The organism is Salmonella sp. SSDFZ54 (genome assembly GCF_004010735.1).
Lineage (GTDB): Bacteria > Pseudomonadota > Gammaproteobacteria > Enterobacterales > Enterobacteriaceae > Salmonella > Salmonella enterica.
Genome location: NZ_CP034819.1, coordinates 4,849,659 through 4,863,606, shown reverse-complemented (window position 1 = coordinate 4,863,606; position 13,948 = coordinate 4,849,659). Strand labels below are relative to the sequence as shown.

Annotated in this window: 15 protein-coding genes, 1 pseudogene and 1 other annotated feature; of the genes and pseudogenes, 6 read left to right on the top strand and 10 right to left on the bottom strand. The window is 53.7% G+C overall.

Annotated features, from left to right (window positions below):
• The first annotated feature begins 132 nt into the window (after positions 1 to 132).
• Positions 133 to 1,116: an LPS O-antigen chain length determinant protein WzzB gene (gene wzzB, locus EOS97_RS24430; protein ID WP_000215246.1), complete on the top strand. Its 984-nt coding sequence runs from the start codon at positions 133 to 135 to the stop codon at positions 1,114 to 1,116.
• 80 nt (positions 1,117 to 1,196) lie between these two features.
• Here wzzB and hisIE read toward each other — a convergent pair whose 3' ends face one another.
• From hisIE to hisL, 9 genes are all read right to left on the bottom strand, one after another.
• A complete protein-coding gene (gene hisIE, locus EOS97_RS24425; protein ID WP_000954846.1) occupies positions 1,197 to 1,808 on the bottom strand; it encodes a bifunctional phosphoribosyl-AMP cyclohydrolase/phosphoribosyl-ATP diphosphatase HisIE in 612 nt (203 codons plus the stop codon).
• On the bottom strand, positions 1,802 to 2,578 hold the full coding sequence (gene hisF / locus EOS97_RS24420; RefSeq protein WP_000880208.1) for an imidazole glycerol phosphate synthase subunit HisF: 777 nt from the start codon (positions 2,576 to 2,578) through the stop codon (positions 1,802 to 1,804). The genes hisIE and hisF overlap by 7 nt, the downstream gene beginning before the upstream one ends.
• Positions 2,560 to 3,297, bottom strand: coding sequence for a 1-(5-phosphoribosyl)-5-[(5-phosphoribosylamino)methylideneamino]imidazole-4-carboxamide isomerase (gene hisA, locus EOS97_RS24415; protein ID WP_000586409.1), 738 nt, complete (start codon positions 3,295 to 3,297; stop codon positions 2,560 to 2,562). Before hisA ends, hisF begins: the two co-directional genes overlap by 19 nt.
• Positions 3,297 to 3,887 carry an imidazole glycerol phosphate synthase subunit HisH gene (hisH, locus tag EOS97_RS24410; RefSeq protein WP_001103591.1) on the bottom strand — a complete coding sequence of 197 codons (591 nt, stop codon included), beginning with the start codon at positions 3,885 to 3,887 and terminating at the stop codon, positions 3,297 to 3,299. The genes hisA and hisH overlap by 1 nt, the downstream gene beginning before the upstream one ends.
• The gene (gene hisB / locus EOS97_RS24405) at positions 3,887 to 4,954 is read right to left on the bottom strand and encodes a bifunctional histidinol-phosphatase/imidazoleglycerol-phosphate dehydratase HisB (RefSeq protein WP_000080044.1); all 1,068 of its coding nucleotides are present in this window, start codon (positions 4,952 to 4,954) and stop codon (positions 3,887 to 3,889) included. The genes hisH and hisB overlap by 1 nt, the downstream gene beginning before the upstream one ends.
• Entirely contained in the window at positions 4,951 to 6,030 is a 1,080-nt protein-coding gene (gene hisC, locus EOS97_RS24400; RefSeq protein ID WP_000102715.1) for a histidinol-phosphate transaminase, read from the bottom strand. The genes hisB and hisC overlap by 4 nt, the downstream gene beginning before the upstream one ends.
• The gene (gene hisD / locus EOS97_RS24395; protein WP_000009613.1) at positions 6,027 to 7,331 is read right to left on the bottom strand and encodes a histidinol dehydrogenase; all 1,305 of its coding nucleotides are present in this window, start codon (positions 7,329 to 7,331) and stop codon (positions 6,027 to 6,029) included. Before hisD ends, hisC begins: the two co-directional genes overlap by 4 nt.
• Positions 7,332 to 7,433: 102 nt before the next feature.
• Positions 7,434 to 8,333, bottom strand: a complete 900-nt coding sequence (gene hisG, locus EOS97_RS24390) for an ATP phosphoribosyltransferase (RefSeq protein WP_000886606.1) — start codon at positions 8,331 to 8,333, stop codon at positions 7,434 to 7,436.
• A gap of 46 nt (positions 8,334 to 8,379) precedes the next feature.
• Positions 8,380 to 8,503, bottom strand: a sequence feature (His leader region).
• A complete protein-coding gene (gene hisL, locus EOS97_RS24385; RefSeq protein ID WP_001364200.1) occupies positions 8,479 to 8,529 on the bottom strand; it encodes a his operon leader peptide in 51 nt (16 codons plus the stop codon). Its footprint overlaps the feature before it by 25 nt.
• A gap of 162 nt (positions 8,530 to 8,691) precedes the next feature.
• Here hisL and EOS97_RS24380 point away from each other — a divergent pair, with 162 nt between their 5' ends.
• The 4 genes from EOS97_RS24380 to plaP all read left to right on the top strand — a co-directional run bounded on the left by EOS97_RS24380 (position 8,692) and on the right by plaP (position 12,120).
• Positions 8,692 to 9,516, top strand: a complete 825-nt coding sequence (locus EOS97_RS24380) for an SDR family oxidoreductase (protein ID WP_000754712.1) — start codon at positions 8,692 to 8,694, stop codon at positions 9,514 to 9,516.
• A gap of 45 nt (positions 9,517 to 9,561) precedes the next feature.
• Positions 9,562 to 10,476: a LysR family transcriptional regulator gene (locus tag EOS97_RS24375; RefSeq protein WP_000803316.1), complete on the top strand. Its 915-nt coding sequence runs from the start codon at positions 9,562 to 9,564 to the stop codon at positions 10,474 to 10,476.
• Positions 10,477 to 10,709: 233 nt separating this feature from the next.
• Positions 10,710 to 10,772 carry a membrane protein YoeI gene (yoeI, locus tag EOS97_RS24370; RefSeq protein WP_096335044.1) on the top strand — a complete coding sequence of 21 codons (63 nt, stop codon included), beginning with the start codon at positions 10,710 to 10,712 and terminating at the stop codon, positions 10,770 to 10,772.
• A complete protein-coding gene (gene plaP / locus EOS97_RS24365) occupies positions 10,762 to 12,120 on the top strand; it encodes a putrescine/proton symporter PlaP (RefSeq protein ID WP_001519005.1) in 1,359 nt (452 codons plus the stop codon). Before yoeI ends, plaP begins: the two co-directional genes overlap by 11 nt.
• Before the next feature lie 135 nt (positions 12,121 to 12,255).
• Here plaP and sbcB read toward each other — a convergent pair whose 3' ends face one another.
• The gene (sbcB, locus tag EOS97_RS24360) at positions 12,256 to 13,686 is read right to left on the bottom strand and encodes an exodeoxyribonuclease I (protein ID WP_000216702.1); all 1,431 of its coding nucleotides are present in this window, start codon (positions 13,684 to 13,686) and stop codon (positions 12,256 to 12,258) included.
• Between the two features lie 159 nt (positions 13,687 to 13,845).
• Between sbcB and EOS97_RS27315 the strand changes: the two are divergent.
• A pseudogene (locus EOS97_RS27315) lies at positions 13,846 to 13,923 on the top strand (hypothetical protein); the annotation flags it as partial.
• Positions 13,924 to 13,948 lie beyond the last annotated feature (25 nt).

Here is a 13,948-nt window from a genome sequence, read left to right as displayed (position 1 = left end):
GGGGCTGATGAGTCCCGATGATTTATTGACCATATGGAAATAATGTCTGATTTTTATCATTAATCCTATGGCATATATTTGCTTTATGACTACACTGTCTCCAGCTTCATCCTTTTTTTAGTTAGGGTATCTATGACAGTGGATAGTAATACGGCTTCCGGGCGTGGGAACGATCCGGAACAGATTGATTTGATTGAGTTATTGCTACAGTTATGGCGTGGGAAGATGACCATTATTGTAGCCGTTATTATCGCCATTTTGCTGGCCGTAGGCTACCTGATGATAGCCAAAGAAAAATGGACATCCACGGCGATTATTACCCAACCTGATGCCGCGCAGGTTGCCACCTATACCAACGCGCTCAACGTCTTGTATGGCGGGAATGCCCCCAAAATCTCTGAAGTGCAGGCGAATTTTATAAGCCGCTTTAGTTCTGCGTTTTCCGCATTATCGGAAGCGCTGGATAATCAGAAAGAGCGGGAAAAGCTCACCATTGAACAGTCGGTAAAGGGGCAGACGCTGCCGCTCTCGGTTTCTTATGTGAGTACTACCGCTGAAGGGGCGCAGCGTCGGCTGGCGGAATATATCCAACAGGTGGATGAAGAGGTCGCTAAGGAACTGGAAGTTGACCTGAAAGATAACATCACGCTGCAAACCAAAACGTTGCAGGAGTCCCTTGAGACGCAGGAAGTTGTGGCGCAGGAGCAAAAAGATCTGCGTATTAAGCAAATCGAAGAAGCGTTGCGCTATGCGGATGAGGCCAAAATCACGCAGCCGCAGATTCAGCAAACCCAGGATGTTACCCAGGACACGATGTTCCTGTTGGGGAGCGATGCGCTAAAATCGATGATACAGAACGAAGCGACGCGTCCACTGGTCTTTTCTCCGACCTATTACCAGACGAAGCAGACACTGCTGGACATTAAAAATCTGAAAGTGACTGCCGATACGGTGCACGTCTATCGTTATGTGATGAAGCCGACGCTGCCGGTCCGTCGCGATAGCCCGAAAACAGCCATTACCCTCGTGCTGGCTGTGTTGCTGGGCGGGATGATCGGCGCCGGGATTGTGCTGGGACGCAATGCGCTACATAGCTATAAGCCAAAAGCCTTGTAAGCTTCTTTGCCGGATGGTGGTCGGCTTCGAAAGGTAAAATTTCTCATTAAAAAACCGGGCATTGCCCGGTTTTTTTACGCTTATTGATGACGCTTACGAAGATTGTCGATCACGGTGGTGAGGTTGAGATCCTGATCCTGCAACAGCACCAGCAGGTGGTACATCAAATCAGACGCTTCATTGGTTAATTCAAAACGATCATTGACGGTGGCCGCCAGCGCGGTTTCTACACCTTCTTCGCCAACTTTTTGCGCAATACGTTTGGTACCGCTGGCGTACAGTTTCGCCGTGTAAGAGCTGGCCGGATCGGCGGTTTTGCGCTCTGCCAGTAGCTGCTCCAGTTGATACAGGAATAACCACTGATGGCTGGCGTCGCCAAAGCAACTGCTGGTACCTTTGTGGCAGGTCGGCCCGACAGGGTTTGCCAGCACCAGCAGTGTATCGTTGTCGCAATCCGGCGCAATGCTGACGACATTCAGCACATGGCCTGAGGTTTCGCCTTTGGTCCATAAACGCTGTTTCGTGCGTGAGAAGAACGTAACATGGCCGGATTCAATGGTTTTGTCCAGCGCTTGTGGGTTCATATAGCCCAGCATCAATACTTCGCCGGATACCGCATGTTGCACGATGGCTGGCATCAGGCCATCGGTTTTTTCCCAGTCCAGCTCGCGGCGTTGTTGCTCTGTTAACATATCCTGATCTCCACGCCCTGGCCTGCCAGGTACGCTTTTAATTCGCCAATATTGATGATTTGCTTGTGAAAAACGGAGGCGGCAAGCGCGCCGTCGACATCGGCATCACGGAATGCCTCAAGAAAGTGTTCCATCGTGCCCGCGCCGCCGGAGGCGATCAGCGGCACGCGGCAAACGTCACGGACTTTTTTCAACTGCGTCAGATCGTAACCGTTACGCACGCCGTCCTGGTTCATCATATTCAGGACGATTTCCCCCGCGCCGCGCTGTTGTACCTCTTGCACCCAATCCAGCGTCTCCCACTGCGTCACGCGGGTACGGTTTTCATCGCCGGTATACTGGTTAACATGATATTTCCTCGTGGCGTCGTCAAACCAGGTATCAATCCCGACGACAATGCACTGTACGCCAAAACGGTCAGCCAGACGGGTAATCAGCGTTGGGTCAGCCAGTGCAGGGGAGTTGATAGAGATCTTATCCGCCCCGAAAGAAAGAATTTTGGCGGCGTCGTCAATTGACCGGATACCGCCCGCTACACAAAACGGAATGTCGATCACCTCGGCAACGCGCGTCACCCAGCTTTTATCGACTACGCGACCATCGCTGGAGGCGGTAATGTCATAGAACACCAGTTCGTCCGCGCCTTCATCGGCATAGCGTTTGGCCAGCGGAACGATATCGCCAATGATCTCATGGTTGCGAAACTGTACGCCTTTCACCACCCGACCATCACGAACATCCAGACACGGAATTATACGTTTTGCCAGCATTGGATGGCCTCCTTAACGGTAAATTTCCCTTCCAGCAGAGCGCGTCCGACAATCACGCCGCGCACGCCGGTGCCGCGCAGGGCGGCAATATCATCGATATCGCCAATACCGCCGGAGGATTGAAAGGCGATCTGCGGATATCTGGCGCATACCTCTTCGTACAGCGAAACGTTAGAGCCCGCCAGCGTGCCGTCGCGAGAAATATCGGTACACAGTACATGTTTCAGGCCGACGGGGAGATAGGTCTCCACCAGTTGTTCCAGCGAGACGCCGGAATTTTCCTGCCAGCCGCTGACCGCCACCTGCTTGGTGCCGTGTTCGTCTATGCGAACGTCCAGCGCCAGCACCAGCGCCTGCGCGCCAAAACGTTCAAACCAGCCTTTCACCACGTCAGGAGATTTCACCGCCGTTGAACCGATGACCACACGGGCAACGCCAGCTTTCAGTAATGCCGCAACGTCTTCTTCGGTACGCACGCCGCCGCCGACCTGAACAGGCACGTTCACGCCCGCGACCAGGGTTTTAATCAGCGGTATCTGTCGCTTAGCCGGATCTTTAGCGCCGGTCAGATCTACCAGATGCAGCACCCCGGCGCCCTGGGCGGCGTAATCCTGCAAACGGGGTAGGGGATCGTTACCGTAATCCCGCTGCCGGGCGTAGTCGCCCTGGTGGAGACGCACCACGGTGCCGTCAATTAAATCTAATGCCGGAATAATCATTACATCTCCAGGAAGTTTTTCAGCAACTGTGCGCCCGCCGCGCCCGAACGTTCCGGATGGAACTGTACGCCGAAGAAATTATCTTTCTGTACCGCCGCGGTAAACGGCTCGCCGTAATTGCACTGGGCGATAGTCCACGGGTTGACCGGCATCGCGTAGCTGTGCACAAAGTAAAAATAGGCGCCATCTTCAATGCCCTGAAACAGCCGGTTGCCCGCCTGCGGATACACGCGATTCCAGCCCATGTGCGGCAGCGGCAGACCAAAGTCGGTCATTTTCGGCACGTCTTGCTCGATAATGTTCAGCAGATCCACGCCGCGCGTCTCTTCGCTGCGACGACCCAGCAGTTGCATCCCTAAGCAGATACCCAGTACCGGCTGAGTACACGCTTTAATTAAGTCGATCAGTTCACGTTCGCGCAGTTGATCCATAGCGGCCTGCGCCGTGCCGACGCCAGGCAGAAAGAGTTTGTCAGCGCGTAATACGATTTCCGCTTCGCGGCTGACCACCGGGGTGTAACCGTGGCGCGCCACGGCGGATTTTACCGAGCTTAAATTGGCGCAGCCGGTGTCAAGGATGACGACGTTCATCACAGCACTCCTTTCGAGGACGGTAATGTATCGCCCTCCACGCGAATAGCTTGGCGTAGCGTACGACCAAAGGCTTTAAACAAACTTTCGACACGGTGGTGATCGTTCTTACCCTTAGTCTTGAGATGCAGAGTGACGCCCATCGTGTAAGAGAGTGAGCGGAAAAAGTGTTCAATCATCTCTGTGCTCAAATCGCCCACACGTTGGTAGGTAAATTCAGCTTTATATTCCAGATGCGGACGACCGGAAATATCCAGCGCGCAGCGCGCCAGACATTCATCCATCGGCAGTACAAAGCCAAAACGACAGATACCGCGTTTGTCGCCGAGTGCCAGTTTTAATGCTTCACCGAGCGCCAGTCCGGTATCTTCTACCGTGTGGTGATCGTCGATATAGAGATCGCCCTTAACGGTAATCTCCATACGAAAGCCGCCGTGGGTGGCGATTTGATCGAGCATATGGTCAAAGAAGCCGACGCCGGTATTAATCTTGCTGTTGCCTTCGCGATCCAGCCAGACGCTGACATCAATCTGGGTTTCTTTGGTGTTGCGGACCACATGCGCATAGCGATCGCGTTTCGTTAGCTGTTCGCCAATCATCGTCCAGTTCAGCGTTTCACGGTGATAGCGTAAACCAGTAATGCCCATATTATCAGCGAGCTGGATATCGGTCGCACGATCGCCAATCACATAGCTGTTGGCGCTATCCATCGCTTGTTCCGCAAGATAACGCTCCACCAGCTTCACTTTGGGCTTGCGGCAGTCGCAGTCGTCTGCGGGCAGGTGAGGGCAGATCAGCACCTCATCAAAGCATACGCCCTGAGAAGTGAAAATCTGCATCATCAGGTTGTGCGGTCCGTCGAAGTCCGCCTGCGGGAAGCTTTGCGTGCCAAGTCCATCCTGGTTAGTGATCATCACCAGCTTAAAACCGGCTTTTTGCAGCTTCAGCAATACGGGAATCACCTCTGGCTCAAAGGCCAGTTTATCAAAGCGGTCTACCTGAAAATCGCTTGGCGGTTCGGAAATCAAGGTTCCGTCCCGGTCGATGAAAAGATACTTCTGACTCATACTGGCTCCGCACGTAAGGCGTCAATGACGCGCTGGTTTTCCTGGCGGGTGCCGACCGTAATCCGCAGGCAGCCGCTTAAAGAAGGTTGTTTATTCTGATCGCGTAAGATAATGCCCTGATCCCATAAGGATTTAAACACGCTGCTGGAGGCGGTAAACCGCGCCAGAATATAGTTGGTTTCAGAGTCAAAGACGTGTTCTACGCAGGCGGTCTGTTGCAGGGCATTCACCAGATACTGACGTTCCTGCACTGTCTGCGCCACGCGATCGCGCATTGCGTTTATTCCCTGCGGGCTCAGCGCCTGGGCGGCGATATCCGCCACTGGCGTAGAAAGCGGATAAGGGGCGATCACTTTTAACAGCAGGTTGATCACCTCTTCATTAGCCAGCGTAAAGCCGCAGCGCAGACCCGCCAGCGCAAAAGCTTTCGACAATGTGCGCAGGATAACCAGATGAGGATATTCAACCAGCCAGCCTGTCAGCGTGGCCTGTGGGCAAAACTCAATATAAGCTTCGTCGGCGACGACTATCGCTTTACCGCGTGTCAACTCCAGCAGCGTGCGTAGATCCTGCGGGTTGATAAGTTGCCCGGTGGGGTTATTGGGGCTACAAACGAATACCACTTTTGTGCCGTCAAGGTTGTCGGAAATCCCCTGTAGATCCAGCTGCCAGTTTTCAAGCGCGGGAACCGTCCGGCGCTCTACGCCAATGGTTTCGGCGCTGACGCTGTACATACCGTAAGTGGGCGGACAGTAGAGAATGGCGTCTTTCCCCGGTTCGCAGAAGGCGCGGATCACCAGTTCGATCCCTTCATCCGCGCCGCGGCTGACCAGCACCTGCTCCGGCTTTACGCCAGCATATTGCGCGTAGTTTTCAATCACAGCCTTTGGCTGGCATTCCGGGTAGCGGTTAAGCGTTTGTTGGGTGAGCTGAAACTCCACCGCTGTCGGGAATTCATTCGCGTTCAGCCAGACATCGCCATTACCGCCCAGACGGCGGGCGGACTGATACGGTACCAGGTTGCGGACATTTTCACGGGCTAAGTCAGCGACGCTGAGAGTGTTTTCAGTGCTCATGCTTGCTCCTTGAGGGCGTTTACGCGCAGGGTAACGGCATTTTTATGGGCGGTCAGACGTTCTGCCGCCGCCAATGTTTCAATGGTTGATGCCAGAGCGGAAAAGCCCGCTTTCGACAGTTCCTGAACGGTCATCCGTTTCTGGAAATCCGCTAACCCAAGGCTGGAACAGGTAGCAGTATAGCCATAGGTCGGTAAAACATGGTTGGTTCCGGAAGCGTAATCACCGGCGGATTCCGGCGACCAGTCGCCGAGAAATACCGAGCCTGCGCTGGTAATCGCATCCACCAAATCGCGCGCATTGCGCGTCTGGATGATTAAGTGTTCCGGCCCATACTGATTAGAGATGGCGACGCACTGTGCTAAATCTTTGGTCACAATCAGACGACTGGCGCTCAGGGCCTGCCGGGCGGTGTCCGCGCGCGGCAGCTCCGCCAGTTGACGTTCTACCGCCTCCGCCACCTTGCGGGCAATGTCAGCATCCGGCGTCAGCAGGATCACCTGCGAATCCGGACCGTGCTCAGCCTGGGAGAGCAGGTCAGAAGCGACGAAATCCGGTGTTGCGCCGCTGTCGGCGATCACCAGCACTTCAGACGGCCCGGCAGGCATATCGATAGCCGCGCCGTCGAGGCGTTGGCTGACCTGACGCTTGGCTTCGGTTACAAAGGCGTTGCCGGGGCCAAAAATTTTATCCACTTTCGGTACGGACTCGCTGCCGAAGGCCAGAGCGGCAATCGCCTGCGCGCCGCCGACGTTAAAGATTTCCTGCACGCCACACAGTTGCGCCGCATAGAGGATTTCATCAGCGATGGGCGGCGGCGAGCACAGAACCACGTTCTGACATCCCGCAATACGCGCCGGCGTCGCCAGCATCAGCACCGTTGAGAAGAGCGGAGCCGAGCCGCCGGGAATATACAGACCGACAGACGCGACGGGACGCGTAACCTGCTGGCAACGCACGCCTGGCTGGGTTTCCACATCTACAGGCGGTAGCGTCTGCGCGGAATGGAACGTTTCAATATTTTTGACGGCAGCGGCCATCGCCTGTTTTAATTCGTCGCTCAGACGCGCGCCGGCGGCGGCGATCTCTTCAGGGGTAATGCGTAGCGCTGTCACTTCTGTTTTATCAAATTTAGCGCTGTATTCACGCAGGGCATCGTCACCGCGTGTTTTTACATTATCCAGAATATCGCTGACCGTCCGGGTAATACTGTCAGAGGCGGAAATCGCCGGACGCGTCAGCAGCGCACGCTGCTGTTCAGGGCTACAGCTGTTCCAGTCAATCAGGGTATTGAAGCTCATGGTCTTTACTCCATCACAGGGTTCCGCCTTATCCGGCCTACAGAACCCAAAATATCAACGCATTACGTAGGCCTGATAAGCGCAGCGCCATCAGGCGTCAGATCACTCCATCATCTTCTCGATCGGCAGTACCAGAATCGAGCTGGCGCCAAGCGCTTTCAGTTTCTCCATGGTTTCCCAGAACAACGTTTCGCTGCTGACCATGTGCATCGCCACGCGCTGTTGCTCGCCCGCCAGCGGCAGAATTGTCGGCCTTTCGGCGCCTGGCAGCAGGGCGATAACCTCTTCCAGGCGTTCACTTGGCGCGTGCATCATGATGTATTTCGATTCGCGCGCCTGAATCACGCCCTGAATACGGGTCAGCAATTTATCGATCAGCTGTTGCTTGCTCTGTGCCATCTCACCGTCGCGCTGAATCAGACAGGCTTTAGAGCGGTAGATAACTTCGACTTCACGCAGGCCGTTAGCTTCAAGCGTCGCGCCGGTAGAGACCAAATCGCAGATAGCGTCGGCCAGCCCCGCGCGCGGCGCGACTTCGACAGAACCATTTAACAGACACGATTTAAAAGAGACGCCTTTCTGGTCGAGGTAGCGTTTGAGGAGGTGCGGATAAGAGGTAGCGATACGTTTACCGTCCAGCGCGGCCGGGCCGTCCCAGGCTTCGTCAACCGGCGTTGCCAGCGATAAACGGCAGCCGCCGAAGTCAAGACGGCGCAGGGTAAAATAGCGCGGATCTTCGCCCTGCGCGCGGCGGCTGAGTAGCTCTTCTTCCAGCACGTTCTCGCCGATAATGCCGAGATCGACCACGCCATCCATCACCAGACCCGGAATGTCATCATCACGCACGCGCAGGATATCAATCGGCATGTTTTCCGCCATCGCAATCAGGCGCTGAGTGTGTAAATTAATTTTTATGCCGCAGCGGGCCAGCAATTCTCGTGAATCATCGCTTAAACGGCCTGATTTCTGAATAGCTATGCGTAAGCGGGTGTTGTCTAACATTCTGCGTTCCTCTTTATCCTGTCTGAACCGGTCTGTATCGCGCGCCAAAAAAAAGCCCCCGGAAGATGATCTTCCGGGGGCTTTCTCATGCGTTCATGCACCACTGGAAGATCTGAATGTCTTCCAGCACACATCGCCTGAAAGACTAGTCAGGATGATGGTGATGATGGTGGTGTTTAAATTGAACGCGTGTCATAAAAATTCCGATGAATGCTTATTCATTTGATACCTTTTAACCTAAACCACTTTTACGCCTTAAAGCAAGCGCTTTTTTCATTTCGCATTTATAGTATGAATTGTCAGTCACGGCGGGCTGGCGTAGCCTTATGTATAAGGCGTTAAAGTCAGGAGAAAATGGATGAAAAAGGTCGCAATTGTCGGTTTAGGTTGGTTAGGCATGCCGCTGGCAATGTCGCTGGCAGCGAGAGGCTGGCAGGTTACCGGCAGCAAAACCACCCTTGACGGGGTGGAAGCGGCCCGTATGAGTGGAATTGAAAGCTATCCGCTGCGTCTGGAGCCGGAGCTGGTCTGTGAGGCGGACGATCTTGACGCTCTGCTGGATGTCGATGCGCTGGTGATAACACTGCCCGCGCGCCGTAGCGGTCCGGGAGAGGATTTTTATCTGCAGGCGATGCAGGAGCTGGTCGACAGCGCGCTGGCTTATCGTATCCCGCGTATTATTTTTACCAGTTCGACGTCTGTTTACGGCGATGCGCAAGGCGTGGTGAAAGAGAATACGCCGCGTAATCCGGTCACGGCCAGCGGGCGTACCCTGAAGGAACTGGAAGATTGGCTGCATAATCTGCCGGGCACGTCAGTAGATATTCTGCGGCTGGCGGGGTTGGTCGGGCCTGGACGCCATCCCGGTCGTTTCTTTGCCGGAAAAACCGCGCCGGATGGTCAACACGGGGTCAATCTGGTGCATCTTGAAGACGTGGTTGGCGCAATTACCCTCTTGCTACAGGCGCCAAAAGGGGGGCACATCTATAATATATGTGCGCCGGCGCATCCAGCCCGCAACGTGTTTTATCCGCAAATGACGCGCTTGCTGGGAATGGCGCCGCCGCATTTTCGTGACGCACCGGACAACGGCAAAGGGAAGATTATCGACGGTAGCCGGATTTGTAATGAGCTGGGATTTGAATATCAATATCCCGATCCGCTGGTGATGCCGATGGAGTGAGTCGCTGTCCAGCAGGTGGTCGCCATATAGCGCAAGGGGACGAGTATGAAACCACTGCTGGACGTTCTGATTATTCTTGATGCGTTAGAAAAAGAAGGCAGCTTCGCGGCGGCGTCGGCAAAATTATTTAAAACGCCGTCCGCCCTCAGTTATACCGTTCATAAGCTGGAAAACGATCTTAATATCCAACTGCTCGACCGTAGCGGGCATCGCGCGCGATTTACGCGAACCGGTAAGATGCTACTGGAAAAAGGCCGTGAAGTGCTGCACACCGTTCGCGAGCTGGAAAAGCAGGCGATTAAACTGCATGAAGGCTGGGAGAACGAACTGGTCATCGGTGTGGATGATACCTTTCCCTTTTCTCTTCTGGCCCCGCTTATCGACGCTTTTTATCAACGCCACAGCGTGACGCGCCTTAAATTTGTCAATGGCGTTCTCGGCGGTTCATGGGAGACGCTGACGCAGGGAAGGGCGGATATTATTGTTGGCGCCATGCGCGCGCCGCCGCCTGACACCGGCTTTGGCTTTGCAAGACTGGGCGATCTTGAACTGGTGTTTGCTGTCGCTCCGCATCATCCGCTGGTTCATGAAGAGGAACCGCTTAGCCGCCAGACGATCAAACGTTTTCGCGCGATTGTGGTTGGCGATAGCGTCCATTCCTCGCGATCAATAGGGTCTGAACTGCTCGACGCTCAGGAAGCGATTACCGTGTTTGATTTTAAAACCAAGCTGGAGCTGCAAATTAGCGGCCTGGGATGCGGCTATTTACCGCGTTATCTGGCGCAGCGATTTTTGGAAAGCGGCGCGCTTATAGAGAAGAAAGTTGTAGCGCAAATCGTCTATGAACCGGTGTGGGTTGGCTGGAATGAACAGACCGCCGGGCTGGCCAGCGGCTGGTGGCGGGATGAAATTTTAGCAAATAATGCTATTGCTGGGGTGTATGCAAAATCGCCGGTTTAAAAATCAATCGCTTATGAAAAATAATTTTTTGAACGCGCTCGCATTCTCTTGTCATTTCACTTCAATTTAGGGCAGAATACGCCGCTTGCAAAAAATGACACTAACCGACGTTTTAATACGCGTCGGTTATTTTTTTGCTTCAAACACATCATTCAATACCAAGAGGCCGGGCTTCGTACCGGATAGATACTTACTTAAAAATCGACAGTTGTTGTCGCTGAGGAATCCAGAAAATGGGGCAATTTTTTGCTTACGCGACGGCATTCGCCGTAAAGGAGAATGACCATGTCGCATAACGTTACTCCAAACACCTCTCGCGTGGAATTACGTAAAACGCTTACGTTAGTTCCGGTTGTAATGATGGGTCTTGCCTATATGCAGCCGATGACGCTGTTCGATACATTTGGTATCGTTTCAGGCCTCACTGACGGTCACGTACCGACGGCGTATGCATTCGCGTTAATCGCGATTCTGTTTACGGCGTTGAGCTACGGGAAACTGGTGCGTCGCTACCCTTCCGCGGGTTCGGCGTATACCTATGCCCAGAAATCCATCAGCCCGACCGTTGGCTTTATGGTGGGTTGGTCTTCTCTGCTCGATTATCTGTTCGCGCCGATGATCAACATTCTGTTGGCGAAAATTTATTTTGAAGCGCTGGTGCCCTCCATTCCGTCATGGGTGTTTGTTGTGGCGCTGGTGGCCTTTATGACGGCCTTTAACCTGCGCAGCCTCAAATCGGTCGCTAACTTCAACACCGTGATTGTAGTGCTACAGGTAGTGCTGATTGCGGTCATTCTGGGCATGGTGGTTTATGGCGTATTTGAAGGCGAAGGCGCCGGTACGCTGGCGAGCACCCGTCCGTTCTGGTCCGGCGATGCGCACGTTATCCCGATGATTACGGGAGCGACGATCCTGTGCTTCTCCTTTACCGGCTTTGACGGCATCAGTAACCTGTCGGAAGAGACCAAAGATGCTGAGCGCGTGATCCCGCGTGCGATTTTCCTGACCGCGCTGATTGGCGGCCTGATCTTCATCTTTGCAACCTATTTCCTGCAATTGTACTTCCCGGATATCTCTCGCTTTAAAGATCCGGATGCGTCTCAGCCGGAAATCATGCTGTACGTGGCGGGTAAAACCTTCCAGGTGGGCGCGCTGATCTTCTCTACTATCACCGTGCTGGCTTCCGGTATGGCAGCGCATGCAGGCGTAGCGCGCCTGATGTACGTAATGGGGCGCGACGGCGTATTCCCGAAAAGCTTCTTCGGTTACGTTCATCCGAAATGGCGTACGCCAGCGATGAACATCATCCTGGTCGGGGCGATCGCGCTGCTGGCGATTAATTTTGACCTGGTGATGGCGACGGCGCTGATTAACTTTGGTGCGCTGGTCGCGTTTACCTTTGTTAACCTGTCGGTGATTTCGCAGTTCTGGATCCGTGAGAAGCGTAATAAAACGTTGAAAGATCACTTCCAGTATCTGTTCCTGCCGATGTGCGGCGCGCTCACGGTTGGCGCGTTGTGGGTTAACCTGGAAGAGAGCTCAATGGTACTGGGCCTGATCTGGGCAGGTATCGGGCTGATTTATCTGGCGTGCGTAACTAAAAGCTTCCGCAACCCGGTTCCACAGTACGAAGACGTCGCGTAATCGCACGTATTATCGGCAATAGTAAAACCGGAGGCAGTGCCTCCGGTTTTTTATCTGCCATCCAGCACGCTTGCCGGATGGCGATGTCACTATTTATCCGCTCTGGATTAACAATGCCCGTCAGGCATTGGTCAATTACACAATCTCGGTTGCGTACTGCCACAGTGATTTCAGCAACCCCAGCTTCGTTTTATCTTCCGCATACTGCTGAGAAAGCATCTGCAATTCATTGGCATACTGTTGTAAAAACTCCGGCGTCAGCACCTGACGTCGATGCTCCAGCCAGCGCTGCTGCTCTGCGTCATCCAGCGTACCGGGAAAATTGCGTGCGCGGTAATTAAACAGCAGCTTCTCAATGCGCTTATCGACAAAGGTAATATCCAGCGCGGGCAGGTTACGCGGCTCGGTTTCGAGTACGATTTTCATGGCTGCGCGATCGGCATCGCTGAAAAAACCATCATAGAGCTGGGCATCAACGTTATCCGAGGCGGCAAAAGGTTCGGCTTCGGCAAAAATCGCCACCACTTTGTCGCGGACCTGCGGGTTTTCACGCAACACTTTCAGGTTATCCAGGCAGTGCTGGCGGTTAATTCCCAGCCGGTCGGCATCCTCCGGGCGCAAGGTATTCGCCTGCGCCAGTACCGGACATTTATTGATATGCACCAGCTTTACCGGCACTGCGACGTGATCGCCAAGATCGGCTTTGGCCGTATAAAGCCGCTCGCGAAGGGTGTCGCTGTCCAGCTCAAGAAGAGGAGAAATATCGCCTGCTAAATCGACCATGATCACCGCGTTACGGTTTTCAGGATGCCACGCCAGCGGCGCGACCCAGCTTGTATTACCGCGCCACGCGCCAAACATGCCGGAGACATGCACCAGCGGCTTCATTTGCGGAACGTCAATCAGCGCCGCCAGTTTATGTTTACTGCGGTGGCTATAAAGATAATCAAACAGCCGCGGCTGGCGTGTTTTCACCAGTTGCGCCATCGCAATAGTGGCGTAGACATCCGCCATCGCATCATGCGCGTTGCTGTGTTCGATCCCGTTCGCCTGGGTTAAATGTTCCAGACGAAAGCTGGGCAGGCCGTCGTCGTTTTCCGGCCAGTTAATTCCCTCCGGGCGCAGCGCATAACAGGCGCGCATGACATCCAATAGATCCCAACGTGAATTATCATGCTGCCAGCTCCAGGCATAGGGATCGTAAAAGTTGCGATAAAAAATATTGCGAGTGACTTCATCATCAAAGCGCACATTGTTGTAGCCTACAACGCAGGTTTTAGGAACGGTAAACAGCGCATGAATGCGTCTGGCGAAAGCGGCTTCGTTTTCTCCTTTCTCACGCGCTTCCTGCGGCGTGATGCCGGTAATCAGCACCGCGCCGGGCTGCGGTAGATAATCATCGGCGGGTTTGCAGTAAAACACCTCCGGCTCGCCAATAACGTTGAAGTCGTTATCCGTACGGAGCGCGGCGAATTGCGCAGGTCTGTCGAGGGCCGGATGCGTACCGAAGGTTTCGTAATCGTGGAAGAGGAATGTGCTCTGTATGCTGTCGTTTTTAACTGTCACTTGATGTACACGCCTGATGTTATCTGTATATGAAATATTTTATTCTTTTATTTTGTCGTTGATGGATTGTATTTGTACACCAATTGATATTGTTGCTAATGTTCGTACATGCGATGGTGAGTACATAAACATTAAAATCATTGAGTACAAAATACTAAAATGATCATCAGCGACACTAAGCTACGCTCCCTCTATGGTAAACCATATTTCGGTCCATCTGAAATTACTGATTCTGATTTAGTACTGTATGGAATTTAGGCCA

What these genes read in the sequence shown, in the direction of transcription:
- wzzB (WP_000215246.1), top strand. Translation starts at nt 133, where the DNA reads ATGACAGTGGATAGTAATACGGCTTCCGGGCGTGGGAACGATCCGGAA.
- hisIE (WP_000954846.1), bottom strand. Translation starts at nt 1,808, where the DNA reads ATGTTAACAGAGCAACAACGCCGCGAGCTGGACTGGGAAAAAACCGAT.
- hisF (WP_000880208.1), bottom strand. Translation starts at nt 2,578, where the DNA reads ATGCTGGCAAAACGTATAATTCCGTGTCTGGATGTTCGTGATGGTCGG.
- hisA (WP_000586409.1), bottom strand. Translation starts at nt 3,297, where the DNA reads ATGATTATTCCGGCATTAGATTTAATTGACGGCACCGTGGTGCGTCTC.
- hisH (WP_001103591.1), bottom strand. Translation starts at nt 3,887, where the DNA reads ATGAACGTCGTCATCCTTGACACCGGCTGCGCCAATTTAAGCTCGGTA.
- hisB (WP_000080044.1), bottom strand. Translation starts at nt 4,954, where the DNA reads ATGAGTCAGAAGTATCTTTTCATCGACCGGGACGGAACCTTGATTTCC.
- hisC (WP_000102715.1), bottom strand. Translation starts at nt 6,030, where the DNA reads ATGAGCACTGAAAACACTCTCAGCGTCGCTGACTTAGCCCGTGAAAAT.
- hisD (WP_000009613.1), bottom strand. Translation starts at nt 7,331, where the DNA reads ATGAGCTTCAATACCCTGATTGACTGGAACAGCTGTAGCCCTGAACAG.
- hisG (WP_000886606.1), bottom strand. Translation starts at nt 8,333, where the DNA reads ATGTTAGACAACACCCGCTTACGCATAGCTATTCAGAAATCAGGCCGT.
- EOS97_RS24380 (WP_000754712.1), top strand. Translation starts at nt 8,692, where the DNA reads ATGAAAAAGGTCGCAATTGTCGGTTTAGGTTGGTTAGGCATGCCGCTG.
- EOS97_RS24375 (WP_000803316.1), top strand. Translation starts at nt 9,562, where the DNA reads ATGAAACCACTGCTGGACGTTCTGATTATTCTTGATGCGTTAGAAAAA.
- plaP (WP_001519005.1), top strand. Translation starts at nt 10,762, where the DNA reads ATGTCGCATAACGTTACTCCAAACACCTCTCGCGTGGAATTACGTAAA.